Here is a 13876-nt window from a genome sequence, read left to right on the forward strand (position 1 = left end):
AATACATCACCCTTGTTATTTTTCGTCATCAATTATTTCTGAAATGGAACCAGAAACATCCACATTTTCAGGCGTACATAAAAACGTATTAGGCCCAAGCTTTTGAATGTCGCCTCCAATGGCATACACTGTACCGCTTAAAAAATCGACAATCCGTTTCGCCTGGTCATGTGGCATTCGTTGTAAATTGATAACGACCGAACGACGATTTTTTAATTGGTCAGCGATATCTTGCGCCTCGGAATATAGCCGTGGTTCAACAAGAACAACTTTTGATTGCTGGTGAACGCTTTGCAGGCTGACGACATTTTGTTTTCCTTTTTTTAAAGGGACAGCTGGCCGCACTTCTTCCTCTTCTTCTACCATATTGCCCTCATCATAGCTTTCTTCATACTCGTATTCTTCTTCGTCAAGATCAAAAAAGCGCTTGAATTTCCCTTTTAAGCCCATTCTTTACACCTCCTAAAATTCTTTTCCGACTAAACTTGTCCCAATTCGAACAAAGGTTGCCCCTTCTTCAACAGCGATCGTATAATCGTTAGACATTCCCATTGACAATTCCGTACAAGGAGCATATTCGTAATTCTTTTGTTGAATCATTTTTTGAAGCTGTTTCAATTGGTTAAAAACAGATCTTAGTACATCTTCATTTTCCGTAAATGGCGCCATCGTCATCAAGCCGACAATCCGTATGTTTGGATAGTCCTTCATACGATCGATAAATGCCTCCACCTCGCGGGTAGGAAGTCCATGTTTTGATTCTTCTCCTGAAACATTGACTTGAACAAAACATTGGATGATGCGATCGGCACGCTTATTAATTTCTTTTGCGAGCGAAAGACGGTCAAGTGAATGAATATAATCGACATAAGGGAGAACTTCCTTCACTTTTCTTGATTGCAAAGTCCCAATGAAATGCCATTTTACATCGCCTTCTATCGCCTTATATTTTTCCATCAGTCCTTCAGGGCGGTTTTCCCCAATATGGCGAATTCCTGCAGATACCGCCTTCTGTGCAGTTTCGACACTCACATACTTCGTTACCGCAATGATTTTAACGTCGTCTGTCGTTCTGTTTTTTTTTCGGCATGCTCGCTCGATATTTGAATTGATTTCCACTAAATTTTCTTGAATATTCAATCTGTATGACTTCTCCTTTCAAAACAAACCGACATAACTCATTATCCGGCCCGTCCGCCCGGATTCTGCCCGATGCGAAAAAAACACATCATTATTGCAGCTTGTACAATAAGACGTAACCGCAATGTTCTCAGCTAAAACGCCTTCATGGATTAATAAAAGCCTGTTTGTTTCTTGCAAGCTTAACTTGTATGTATTTTCATCTGTTTGTTTGTATGGCTTTGGCAAAACTCCGCCAAGTGCCTCATCCACCTTTCGAATGACCAGAGAATCAACTTCGTAACAGCATTGCCCGATCGATGGTCCAATAGCAACATGAATTTCTTTTGCTTCAATATGCTCTTCCGTAACCCATGTCCTGATCATTTTAGGGCCAATTAAATCGACCGTCCCCCTCCAACCGGCATGTGCCAGACCAATAAGCTTAAGCCGAGGAGCAAAAAAATATAGAGGGACACAATCTGCATATAATGAGGTGAGCAATACTCCATGCTCGGAAGTATAAATTCCGTCCGTTCCACGAATGGCGCTATCCAGATCGCGTGCCCCGAGTCCAGCATGCTCTTTTGTTACTTTTGCAATCTTCGACTCATGCACCTGCTCCGTTCCAATCCACTGATCAAGAGGGAAGTTTAACATTCGACTTACTTTTTCCCGGTTAAGAAGGACATGTTGCTTATTGTCCTCTACATGAAATCCCATATTTAAGGATGAGAAAGGCTTTTTGCTAAATCCTGATTGTCTTGTTGTAATACCCGCAATGATACTCGGATCAATTGTTTTCCAAAGATCCAATTCATAAACGAGACGATTTTTTCGGAATGGCTCTGACATAGTGACACTCCATTCGTTAAAATACCCGAAATAAGATTATTATTACGGATATTTTAACATATTTTGCTGAAGGAAACGTAGAAAATTCAATTATTTTTTCACTTGATCAAACGGTTCTTTTATATATTCATTCATATCTTTTGTATCCATATGCCTTACTAAGATCACGTCCGTTCCTATTTTAACAATGTTTTTCCACGGAATAACGATATCGCTCTCCCGTGAAAAAAATCCGAGCATTTTTCCAGCGCCAGGAATAATCAGTGCCTCAATTTTACCGGTATTTAGATTAATTTCTAAGTCGGCAATATGGCCAAGTTTTTTCCCATTTGCTACATTAACAACATCCTTCACTTGAAAGTCCGATATTTTAATCATTTTATCCCCGCCCTTCTATAACTACTATATGAGCCGAACAGGCTAAAATTGCTTCGCAATTTCTGGGAATCAGCTTTTGCCGATTCCTCATAAAAAAAACCCGCATTAGCGGGTTTTAGGTTAACTGCTTTGGATATTTTTATTCATTTGTGAAATGGCTGCTTTTTCAAGCCGTGAAACTTGCGCTTGAGAAATTCCGATTTCATCTGCGACTTCCATTTGTGTTTTGCCTTGAAAGAAACGCATTGTCAAAATCAACTTCTCTCGCTCATTTAATCTTCGCATCGCTTCTTTTAATGCAATTTCTTCAATCCATTGAAAATCTTTTGCTTTCTCATCGCTTATTTGATCCATTACATAAATTGGATCTCCCCCGTCATTGTAGATCGGTTCGAATAAAGACACCGGGTCTTGAATCGCATCGAGGGCAAAAACAACTTCTTCTTTTGGAACATCTAATACTTCAGCAATTTGTTGGGCGGTCGGTTCTCGTGACAGCTTGTTCATTAATTGATCACGCACTTGCAGCGCCTTATAGGCAATATCCCTCAGTGATCTTGAGACGCGAATCGGGTTATTGTCCCTTAGATAACGCCTGATTTCACCAATAATCATTGGAACAGCATAAGTTGAAAACTTAACGTTTTGTCCAAGGTCAAAATTATCAATGGATTTCATAAGACCGATACAACCAACCTGGAACAAATCATCCACAAACTCCCCGCGATTATTAAACCGTTGAATGACGCTCAAGACGAGCCTTAAATTTCCATTAATTAATGTATCGCGTGCAGTAGGATCCCCGTTTTGCATTTTCTTGAATAGTTCGCGCATTTCAGGGTTTTTTAAAACCGGAAGCTTAGATGTGTCTACTCCGCAGATCTCTACTTTATTTCGGGTCAACGTATTTCCCTCCTACCAGGAGTTTTTTGTCAAAATTAAGTATCTCCTTAGGCAGGATTTTTATGCACGACCCAAAATGTGTTTATTGTAATTTTTTTACACCATTTTGTTGAACTCTTTTTGCAATCGCTTTATGATTCGTTTTTCTAAACGAGAAATATACGATTGAGAAATGCCTAACATATCCGCGACATCTTTTTGTGTCTTTTCTTCTCCGCCGGATAAACCGAATCGAAGTTCCATAATTTGTTTTTCTCTGTCATTTAATGTGAATAATGCTTTTAATAAAAGTTTTCTGTCTACATTTGCTTCGAGGCGTTTAGTAATGATGTCATCTTCGGTGCCGAGGACATCGGACAAGAGGAGTTCATTCCCATCCCAATCCACATTTAGCGGCTCATCAAAGGAAACCTCTGAACGTGTTTTATTATTTCTCCTTAAATACATTAAAATTTCATTTTCAATACATCGCGAAGCGTATGTCGCAAGCTTAATTTTCTTTTCCGGATTAAACGTATTCACTGCTTTAATCAAGCCAATTGTGCCAATGCTAATTAAATCTTCAATATTGATTCCCGTATTTTCAAACTTGCGGGCAATATAAACGACAAGTCGCAAGTTACGTTCAATCAATAGCGATTTTGCGGCCTTATCCCCTGTTGGAAGTTTTTCTAAGAGAAGCGCCTCTTCTTCTTTTGTTAAAGGGGGTGGAAGGGCCTCATTTCCTCCAATATAATAAATTTCATCACTTTTAATTCGGAGCTTTATCAGTAATTTATACCAGAACAATGTAAGTTTTATGCGCAATTTAGCCATAGAGACTCCCCTTTCCAATCAAACTTATGAAGCGCTGTCCTTATAATTCATCATCATTAACTCCGGATGGACGATGCATGTAAATTTCCCTTCGCTTGATAATGGCGTGAAGTTTAAGCCGACAAGCACTTTTTTCGTTACAATTTTTTTAGTTTCACCTGTTATGACAACAGAGTCTGGCTTAATCGCCGTTAAAAAATGCTGGTCCCTACCGACTGATCGATATGGAATGACGCGCAGCCGCGATTCCCACGGATGATTTTCTCCTTCATTGGTAAAGGCCGAAATATCTTTTGCAAGCCTTACAATTGGCTCAGGGAATAAAGAACCATGTTTTGTCATATCCAAAATCATAACCGGCACTTTTGTAATCGGATCAACAAGCTTGTTGCCACTGTCGATTAGGCCGACAGAGTGAATGACGCAATCATCAATTGAAATTTGAACGTTTACTAATTCCGAATAATGAATCTTTTCAACCTGGATATCATCTACCCTTCGTTTTGAAAAATACCAAATGATAGGAAAACCGAGAATGACAAATAGCCAGCTTAATGGATCCCCTAATCCTGTCCCATTTGTGACGAACATTCCGCTTTGTATCGCCAGATCTTTCTCTAAAAAATAATGAGCTGCAAACATCCCTCCTCCGGTGACAAAGGTTACAAAATAAAACATCAGCACATTTTTAAATAAATAAGTAAACTTATAAAAACCAAATGAAACCACCATAATGACAAATGAAAACAGAAGCTTAATGAACGGATGATATAATGAGATTGTTGAAGGAATAAATAATAATAAGACGTAAGAAGACCCAATGAATGCACCGGCTATAATTCTCCATCGATTCAGTTTTCGCTTTAAAAATAGGCCAGTTAACATAATGAGAAGCAAATCAATGCAAAAATTTAGAAACCAAATGACATCAAGGTAGAGCGTCATTTGTTTTCTCCTTTCGTTAAATTTAAAATCAGTATAAAAGATTATAAGTATGAAGTCTGTCAATTTATGAGACAAGAACCTTTATAATTTTGAAAGGTTTTGTCAAAGTCTGTAGTCGAAAACGATTGATTTTCGGCCATTAAAAAATCCACGTTCCAATTATGGAACGTGGATTTTTTTATCTGCGGCGATTGCGATTGCGATTTCGCAAAAATGCAGGTATATCAAGTGTTTCAGAGTCAGATTGGCTTGTTTGCTGCGTATTTCTTTGTTCCCGCACCGGCTCTTCACGCTGAATGGTAGGCTTTGGTTGCGGTTTAGGATTTGTAGATTGCTGGAATTTTGTCCTTGGCGGCTCTAAGCCCTGTGAATTTTCTTTTTCATCAAATCCGGTCGCAATAACCGTAACAAGAATTTCGTCTTTTAAATTTTCATTGATGACCGATCCGAAGATCATATTTACTTCAGGGTCAGAAGCGGATGAGACGATGTCTGCTGCTTCGTTTACTTCATACAGGCTTAAGTTAGAACCTCCCGTAATGTTCATAATCACACCTTTTGCCCCATCAATCGATGTTTCAAGTAATGGAGAGGAGATTGCTTGTTTGGCCGCCTCTGCAGCGCGATTGTCCCCTGTTGCAATACCGATACCCATTAATGCCGATCCTCTTTCCGTCATGATTGTCTTCACATCGGCAAAGTCAAGGTTAATTAATCCAGGTGTTGCAATGAGATCGGAGATACCCTGGACACCCTGGCGCAAAACGTTATCTGCTTCGCGGAATGCTTCTAGCATCGGCGTATTTTTATCGACGATTTCAAGCAATCTATCATTCGGGATAACAATCAATGTATCTACTTTTTCTTTTAATACACTTATCCCTCCAACAGCTTGAACCGCGCGTTTTCTCCCTTCAAATGTAAAAGGGCGGGTAACGACGCCGACTGTTAATGCTCCAAGTTCCTTTGCGATTTCGGCGATGACAGGAGCTGCGCCAGTACCTGTACCACCGCCCATTCCAGCAGTGACAAACACCATATCGGCTCCGCGAAGAACTTCTTCAATTTGCTCTCTGCTCTCCTCAGCAGCTTTTTTGCCGATATCCGGATTAGCACCTGCCCCTAACCCTCTTGTTAATTTTGATCCGATTTGCATTTTAATTTCTGCTTTAGAAAGGTTGAGCGCCTGTGCATCTGTGTTGACGCATATAAATTCAACGCCTTGTACTCCATGCTCAATCATGCGGTTTACCGCATTGCTTCCGCCGCCGCCTACACCTATTACTTTAATTGTTGCCAATGAATCCATATTCATATCAAACTCTAACATGAGCGTTCCTCCTAATGACGATTTCCTCTGTCTCTTAGATGAAGTCCAGGTTGACTGTCTTCCTTGAACTTCTTTCTTAGTCAAAAAATAATCCAAACCAATTTTTCACTTTGGATTTCACTCCGCCGCTTTCTTTTTCAATTTGTTTGGACACCTTTGGCTCTTGCTTTCTCTTTTGCTGAACTTCGTATCCTTCTTCGCTAAGTGCTGCTGCTACTTCTTTCCCTTGAACTTTAATATTGCGATAAGTAAATTGAATCAATCCGACACCAGTAGTATATTGAGGTTCTCTTACCCCAATGTAATCCGGAAGGGACACTCTGACATTTTGTTGAAAAATTTCTTGGGCTAATTCCAAAAGTCCCGGCATGGAAGCGACTCCGCCTGTAATTACAAATCCTCCTGGTAATTCATTATACCCGTGTCTCGCAAGCTCGTCATCTATCATTTCGAACATTTCAGCCAGTCTTGCTTCTATAATGTGTGCTAAATCTCTCTGGCTAATTTCCTGTTCCGCCGATGAACCAATCTGGGGGACCTTAAACGTTTCATCAGGTGAGGCAAGGTCTACAAATGCATGGCCATGCTTTAATTTAATTTTATCCGCATCTTCCGCTGTCGTACGCAGGCCGATGGATATATCTTTCGTAATATATTCCCCACCAATTGGCAAAACGGAAGTAAACTGCATCGATCCTTGATCAAAAACGGAAACCGTTGTCGATCCCCCGCCAATTTCGATTAACGCAACTCCTAATTCTGTCTCATCCTTTGACAAAGCGATGGAGCCCGTTGCCAGAGGTTCAAGACAAATATCAATAATTTCCAAACCTGCTTTTTCTACGCAGCGAAGCAAATTATGTAAAATGGTTTTCGAACCGGTGATAATGGTTCCTTCCATTTCAAGTCTAACCCCGAGCATGCCTCGCGGATCAATAATTTCATCCGTTCCGTCGACGATAAACTGACGCGGAATAACATCAATAATTTCTCGTTCGGGAGGAATGGACACGACTTGCGCTGCCTCTATCACGCGAGCAATGTCTTCATCACCAATTTCTCTGTCTTCACTTGATACAGCTACAACGCCATGACATGGCTCGAGCTTAACATGATTTCCCTTTACACCTACAATAACACCATTAATCGGTATTCCAAGCATTCGTTCAGCCTGTTCAACCGCCTTTTTAATTGAACGAACAGTTTCATCAATATCTATAATTGAGCCTTTTTTAATACCTGCTGATTTAGCATGTCCTACACCAATTACATTAAAGGATTCATTGGTCATTTCTCCAATGATAACTTTAATATTGGATGTACCGATGTCTAAACTCACATAAATCTCATTGCTGTTCATTCTCTGGCACCTCCTTTTAATCTATTAATCGGTTTATAATCCGAATGTTTAATTATAAAAAAAAGAGTTCGTTATCTAATTAAGAAATTAATTCCACAAGAGATGGTGATTCCCTCTTTTTTTCTTTAGTTTTCTCGAAAAATTATTGATTTTTCCGTGCATTTGTCCATTTATCCATTACAAGTCTTCGTATCACAGCTATATTATTAAACAACCTTACACCAAATGCAAATATAGCGGCAAGATAAAGGTCAATTCCAAGCTGGACTCCTAAAAAGCTAAGTCCACCCGCTAAAAGAATGTTAAAGAAGAAGCCGGTGATAAATACTTTGTCTTCAAATGTACCTTGCAGGTGGGCACGCATCCCTCCAAATAATGTATCTAAAGCGGCTAGAACGGCGATAGACAGATAGTTTGTATAATCAGGAGGAATTCGAATGTCCGTTAAATATCCAAGCACGAGACCGATAATTAAACCGAAGACCGGAAGCCACATGCTTATCCCTCCTTTACTTGCTTCATATAGTTCACACGGATTGGCTTGCTATATGGGGGTAATGTTAAATGTTTAACCGGCTTCGAGGTAATGTTTAAATTTTCTCTCACAAAATCCTCGGCAGACTGTGAAGCAATAATTTGAGATTTAAGCTTCTTTGGATCTTTTGCAATGACGCGAATGATAATCGGAAACGTTGAAATTGGTTCATTATTCACGTACGTTTTTCCATTAACAAGGCGAATGGAAGAGCGTGAAATGATCCTTTCACCATTAATTGAAATATCTTTTGCTTCATACCGGTTCAGTTCATTAACAAGTCTCTCTAGCAATGCCGGAAACATTGCTGGATCTATTTTTCCCGAAAGTTCCTCATTAAACGGTTCGATACGAATTAAAATTCCTTGTCCGCTTTTTTTCGTTAATCCAGCTTCTGTTTTTAAGTCTTTTAGGGCCTCTTTCATCGCTAATAATTTATACTCTTTCGTCCTGCTTTGATAGTCGTTGAGTAACTCTTCATTTTTTTCTACTTCTTTATTGAGCTCCATCTGCTTCTTTTTTTCTTCTTCAAGAGCCGACCTTAGTTGCCATATATCACGTTTATCTTGTTTTTTAGGATGATTCGTTGTTTGAAATTGAATAGCAAGCATAAATCCTAGAGTACATGCCACAAGGCTTAGCGCGATCCTTCTATCCTTCAATTTCGTTCTCCTTTTCAGCTAATAAAGGCTCCATTCTTATTTCATCTTTTTTAGAGATGGAAACATCGATCCCCTCTGAAGCGAGTACATTTGCGATATACAAGTTCAATGATTTTTCCAGCGTGTCTTTATTTCCGATGGCGGAAATAACAAATGGAGCAGGATATTGATTGCCGTCAACGCTAACAACAGGACCGATACAAGAAATGTAGCTATTATGATTGATCCGTTGTCCATTAACAGCAACCGCTTCCGCTCCGGAAACGAGAAGTTCATTAATCACTTCCCGGATATGTTCCTCATGAACGATATAGTTGTTCGGATTTTCTCCATCGGGTATATAAGAAGAATCAGAGAGGGTTACTTCAATCCCTTCTCCTTTCACTTTAACCTCGCCTACGATCATTCGAAGCTGCTTTAATTCCTTTACAAGACCGGCTGAATTTTTTTCTTCGTTCGCCACATTTTCTTCCTTATCTTGCACTTTTTGTTGAATCACTTTTAGTTCATTCGATAATTGTTTGTTCGTTTTTTGCACATCTAAAATCTGCGACCTGAGGCTATCTTCTTTTTTCCATTCTTCACTTATTCGGTTCGATGTTTTTTCTGTTTTTGCCAGCTGATAGGAAAAAGAAAGGAAAAACCCCGTAATCAGCAAAATGAAAGAATAAAAAAGATATTTACCGCTTGCTTTCATCTCCTTGAGCCCCTTTCTTTGGAAATTCATCAAAATATGTGCTTACATCCATATTGATGATTCCTTTTTTTCCTGGCCCAAGTTTCTCAACAACTGAAGGGTAAGCTTTCATTTTTTTGGCAAAACCAGACACGGTCGTGCGAACAATATATCCATCCGTCATGTACAATGTGATCTGGTCTTTCTTATCATCAGTTGGGGTAAGATGAATTTCGGAAATTCGATGAATCATGCTTTCTGGAAGCTTTTTAAGCTCGGCCGCCATTTTTTTTAACAGGCTGGCATCCTCCCCCTCCCATTCATCAATAATCGGGGCGTTTACCGGCAGCTTATCTTTCGCGAGCGGCGAGAGAAATGCACCATTTTGAAGAATCGGATAATAGCGGCCCTCTCTTTTTAAATAAGCTACTTTTTCATATTCCGTTACATCGATTACAAGATGATTAAAAAACTTTTTATGTAAATGAACGGAAGCAATTTCGTCGATTTTTTTTACATTGGTCCGTACTTCTTTTTCCGATACATTTAAAAAATTTGTATCTTCCGTTATTTTACTCGCTCGCCTGATCTCCTCATCGCTAACAGAAACGTTTCCGCTAACTGTAATTTTATGTACGCGGCTTAAATCAGACTGAAAGTAAACAATAGTCAAGATTAATAGAAAAAAAAGGGACAAGTAAAAAATCATACGCCTGTTTGCTTTTTGTTTTCGTTGCATTTTCAATTTCGGAATTCGATCCTCAATTGGCACAACTTTCGGCTTGTCCATCTTTTCTCCTCCATTTTTTGAAATGAAAGCGGAAACGGACGAATAAGCACGCCGTTTCCGCTTCATTATAACATATTCCGTGAATTAATAATATTGTTCAACAAGGAGGACAAACAGAACGGCGAAATCCTACCGTAATGTTTCCCGGACGTTTTGAACAATCTTTGATATGGCATAATTCATGAGTTCGTTCTGCCAATAATCTCTACTTCTGTCTCCATATCGATCCCATGTAATTCTTTTATTTTTTTCTTTATAAAATCGATTAAATCAAGGACGTCCTTTGCTTTTGCTCCACCGGTGTTTACGATAAAGTTGGCATGCATTTCGGAAATTTGTGCCCCGCCGATTTTTGTTCCTTTTAAACCAGACGTTTCGATTAAGCCGCCAGCATAGTTTGGGAGCGGATTACGAAACACGCTTCCGCAACAAGGATGATTCCATGGCTGCGTATTTTTGCGGTAATCTTTGTTTTTTCTGAGCTCGGCCATGATCTCTTCTTTTTCACCTTTATTTAAACGGAGCACGGCTTCGACACAAATTCCTCCTTCTTTTTGAAGAATGGACGTACGATAAGAGAATGCCAGCTCCTCGTTAGTTAACCATCTTAAGCTTCCATCCGGAAATAAGATACGTGCTTTCGACACGATTTGGGACATATCCGAGCCATGGGCGCCTGCATTCATATAGACCGCCCCGCCGACAGAGCCTGGAATGCCAGCAGCGAATTCCAAACCGCTATAACCTTCCCTTGAGAGAACAGTTGCAAGCGTCACAAGTGAGTATCCTCCCCCGACTGTTATCTCTTCTTCATTTTTATAGAGATGGTCAAGGCCTTTCCCTAGTTTAATAACGACACCTTCAATTCCATTATCGGAAACTAATAGGTTAGAACCCCGTCCAATGGCACGAAACGGCACCTTTTCTTGCTTAATCAGTTCCAGCGCTCGCTGCAATGAATCTATGCTTCCCGGTTCAAAAAGTATATCTGCCGGGCCACCGATCTTTAATGTTGTATGATTTTTAAGGGGCTCATTTTCGAGAACCTTACCTAAATTTTCTTCCCTTAATTGTGCTGCAAGTTTTTCCAACATTCTCCCCCCTATTTATGCTTCTTAACTCATCATATGTGTTCTTTATTTAAAAGTAGCCGTCGATTTTGAGAGGTCTTTCATCACTTCATAAAGCCGATTCGCCGCATCCGGCATCCCGAGTTGCTTTGAAGCTTTATGCATTTTTGACCACTCTTTTTCATCTGTAAGAATGCGGTCAATATGTTGAACAAGAAGCGAACCGTTCATATCTTTTTCTAAAATAACAACGGCAGCGCCCTTGCTTTCGAGTGCCCGGGCATTTTTTTCCTGATGGTTATTCGTTACGTATGGACTGGGTATTAAAATGCTCGGGATGCCAAGTGCGGTAATTTCCGCGATCGTTGTCGCACCTGCTCTGGCAACTACAAGGTCCATGCCCGCAAGCACTTCCGGCATATTATGAATAAACGGGACAATCGTAACATTTTTTGGATTCCCGTGTTTTTTAACCTGTTCCAGAACATGATCGTAATGAACTTCCCCTGTCACATAAACAAATTGATAGTTTCGCTCCCCGACAAGATCGAGTGCTTCGAGAAAAGCTTCATTGATCGGGCGCGCTCCCCGGCTTCCACCAACAATTAAGACCGTTTTCTTTGCCGGATCAAGATGAAGAGATTCTTTTCCTCTTTTGCCGTCTTTATCTTTCACTTCTTGAGCCCTTGGATTTCCCGTGTATACAACCTTTTCTTTCGGAAAATATCCGGCTGCTTCTTCAAAGCAGATCGCTACTTTTTGAACATACTTGCTTAAAAACTTGTTCGTTAAACCAGGAATGCTGTTTTGTTCATGAACGATTGCAGGGATGTTCAGGTTGCTTGCCGCATAAACAACAGGGCCGCAAACATAACCGCCTGTTCCAATAACAATATCAGGCTTAAACTCTTTCAGCAGTTTCTTGCTTTTTGAAACGCCTTTTAAAAAGCGAAGCACGGTTTTTATATTTTCGACAGAAAGACTGCGTTTAAAACCGGTAATTTGAATGCTTTCAAACGGAATGTTTTCTCTTGGAACTAGCTTTGATTCCAGCCCTTTTTCCGTCCCAATATATAACAGCTCTGACTCCGGATGAATTTTTTTAATTTCTTTCGCAAGGGCAAGCGCGGGGTAAATATGTCCTCCCGTTCCTCCACCACTTAATACAATTTTCATTTTCATACCTCCGAAAAACGGATTCAAAAAAACAATGACCCTGTCAGTATGCCGGACAGGGTTATTGCAAGCCATCCTCAATTAGAATAAGAGAATTTAACGTTAAATACAAGAATTTTAATACATTTAATATTTAGCATAGCGGCTTATATTTAAGAGCACGCCAATCGAAGCGAGCATTAACGTTAACGATGAGCCGCCATAGCTTAGAAAGGGCAGCGTAATTCCTGTAACCGGGATTAAGCCAGTTACGACACTGATGTTAATCATGACCTGGATCGCAACCATCGCGACGATGCCTGTAGCAAGAAAACTTCCAAACAAATCAGGGGCACCGAGCGCAATTCGAATGCCACGCCATAATAATAGGCTAAATAAAAGCAAAACGAGCGCCCCGCCGATAAACCCGAGTTCTTCAGAAATGATCGCAAAAATGAAATCGGTTTGTGGTTCAGGCAAATAGCCGAACTTTTGCCGGCTTTGTCCAAGACCAAGGCCGAGCAGCCCTCCAGGACCGAGAGCATAAAGGGATTGGATAATTTGAAATCCACTGCCCTTTGGATCGCTCCATGGGTCAAGAAAGGACGTGATCCTTTTCATTCGATAAGGAGCCGAAGCGATAAGCCCGACAAAGCCGGCTATTCCCAATAAGCCCAATCCAGCAAAATGAGCAATTCTCGCACCCGCAACAAAAATCATGACGATGCATGTCCCGACCATGACCGTTCCAGTCCCTAAATCAGGCTGAAGCATGATCATCCCAAAGGCAAGCATGACGAGCGATAAGGTAGGGAGCAGCCCTTTTTTAAATGAAGTAATTTTCTTTTGATTCGCCGCCAGGTATTTTGCCAGAAAGGCGATCATTGCCAGTTTCATAAACTCCGAAGGCTGGATCGAGAAAGCGCCAATGCCGATCCAGCTCCTGGCGCCCCCGCGCACCATTCCAATCCCCGGAATTAATACGACGATGAGCAGCAGGAAACAGACGAGCAGCAATATTTTTGACCATTTTTGCCATGTGTGGTAATGAATGTTCATAATAAAAAACATCGCAGCGACCCCGACACCTGCAAAAAGAAGCTGGCGTTTTGCAAAAAAGAAAGCGTCTTTAAACTTATAGACTGCCATGTCCGCACTTGCACTATAAACCATCACAATGCCGAGAGACAAAAGTAAAAGTGTCGTAACGATCAATACTAAATCGGGTGTTGATCTTTTGGACGGCAAGGAAAACACCTCAACTCTTTTTAAATTGGCTCGT

Annotated in this window: 16 protein-coding genes; all 16 read right to left on the bottom strand. The window is 40.4% G+C overall.

Annotated features, from left to right (window positions below; translation table 11 throughout):
* Positions 1-15 precede the first annotated feature (15 nt).
* Positions 16-450 (bottom strand): cell division protein SepF, encoded by a 435-nt coding sequence (locus tag H538_RS0100930; RefSeq protein ID WP_026675949.1) that lies wholly within the window; start codon positions 448-450, stop codon positions 16-18.
* 12 nt (positions 451-462) lie between these two features.
* Positions 463-1140, bottom strand: coding sequence for a YggS family pyridoxal phosphate-dependent enzyme (locus tag H538_RS0100935; RefSeq protein WP_026675950.1), 678 nt, complete (start codon positions 1138-1140; stop codon positions 463-465).
* 18 nt (positions 1141-1158) lie between these two features.
* Positions 1159-1974 (bottom strand): peptidoglycan editing factor PgeF, encoded by an 816-nt coding sequence (pgeF, locus tag H538_RS0100940; protein ID WP_026675951.1) that lies wholly within the window; start codon positions 1972-1974, stop codon positions 1159-1161.
* Positions 1975-2064: 90 nt separating this feature from the next.
* A complete protein-coding gene (locus tag H538_RS0100945) occupies positions 2065-2352 on the bottom strand; it encodes a YlmC/YmxH family sporulation protein (RefSeq protein WP_026675952.1) in 288 nt (95 codons plus the stop codon).
* Between the two features lie 120 nt (positions 2353-2472).
* Positions 2473-3255, bottom strand: a complete 783-nt coding sequence (gene sigG / locus H538_RS0100950) for an RNA polymerase sporulation sigma factor SigG (protein WP_026675953.1) — start codon at positions 3253-3255, stop codon at positions 2473-2475.
* A 96-nt stretch (positions 3256-3351) separates the two neighbouring features.
* Positions 3352-4071, bottom strand: coding sequence for an RNA polymerase sporulation sigma factor SigE (gene sigE / locus H538_RS0100955; RefSeq protein ID WP_026675954.1), 720 nt, complete (start codon positions 4069-4071; stop codon positions 3352-3354).
* Between the two features lie 24 nt (positions 4072-4095).
* Positions 4096-5016, bottom strand: coding sequence for a sigma-E processing peptidase SpoIIGA (spoIIGA, locus tag H538_RS0100960; RefSeq protein ID WP_026675955.1), 921 nt, complete (start codon positions 5014-5016; stop codon positions 4096-4098).
* A gap of 178 nt (positions 5017-5194) precedes the next feature.
* Entirely contained in the window at positions 5195-6346 is a 1152-nt protein-coding gene (gene ftsZ / locus H538_RS0100965) for a cell division protein FtsZ (RefSeq protein WP_026675956.1), read from the bottom strand.
* A 76-nt stretch (positions 6347-6422) separates the two neighbouring features.
* Positions 6423-7706 (bottom strand): cell division protein FtsA, encoded by a 1284-nt coding sequence (ftsA, locus tag H538_RS0100970; RefSeq protein WP_026675957.1) that lies wholly within the window; start codon positions 7704-7706, stop codon positions 6423-6425.
* A 142-nt stretch (positions 7707-7848) separates the two neighbouring features.
* Positions 7849-8202 carry a small basic family protein gene (locus H538_RS0100975; protein WP_026675958.1) on the bottom strand — a complete coding sequence of 118 codons (354 nt, stop codon included), beginning with the start codon at positions 8200-8202 and terminating at the stop codon, positions 7849-7851.
* 2 nt (positions 8203-8204) lie between these two features.
* The gene (locus H538_RS0100980; protein ID WP_081412531.1) at positions 8205-8903 is read right to left on the bottom strand and encodes a DUF881 domain-containing protein; all 699 of its coding nucleotides are present in this window, start codon (positions 8901-8903) and stop codon (positions 8205-8207) included.
* On the bottom strand, positions 8893-9600 hold the full coding sequence (locus H538_RS0100985) for a DUF881 domain-containing protein (protein ID WP_026675960.1): 708 nt from the start codon (positions 9598-9600) through the stop codon (positions 8893-8895). The genes H538_RS0100980 and H538_RS0100985 overlap by 11 nt, the downstream gene beginning before the upstream one ends.
* Positions 9584-10369 (bottom strand): cell division protein FtsQ/DivIB, encoded by a 786-nt coding sequence (locus tag H538_RS0100990; protein ID WP_026675961.1) that lies wholly within the window; start codon positions 10367-10369, stop codon positions 9584-9586. The genes H538_RS0100985 and H538_RS0100990 overlap by 17 nt, the downstream gene beginning before the upstream one ends.
* A 179-nt stretch (positions 10370-10548) precedes the next feature.
* Complete coding sequence (gene murB, locus H538_RS0100995; protein WP_154657875.1) at positions 10549-11463, bottom strand: UDP-N-acetylmuramate dehydrogenase; 915 nt, start codon at positions 11461-11463, stop codon at positions 10549-10551.
* Between the two features lie 42 nt (positions 11464-11505).
* A complete protein-coding gene (gene murG, locus H538_RS0101000) occupies positions 11506-12615 on the bottom strand; it encodes an undecaprenyldiphospho-muramoylpentapeptide beta-N-acetylglucosaminyltransferase (protein ID WP_026675963.1) in 1110 nt (369 codons plus the stop codon).
* 126 nt (positions 12616-12741) lie between these two features.
* Positions 12742-13842 (bottom strand): stage V sporulation protein E, encoded by a 1101-nt coding sequence (spoVE, locus tag H538_RS0101005; protein WP_026675964.1) that lies wholly within the window; start codon positions 13840-13842, stop codon positions 12742-12744.
* Positions 13843-13876: the final 34 nt, after the last annotated feature.

It is taken from the genome of Fictibacillus gelatini DSM 15865, from assembly GCF_000430745.1.
Lineage (GTDB): Bacteria > Bacillota > Bacilli > Bacillales > Fictibacillaceae > Fictibacillus_A > Fictibacillus_A gelatini.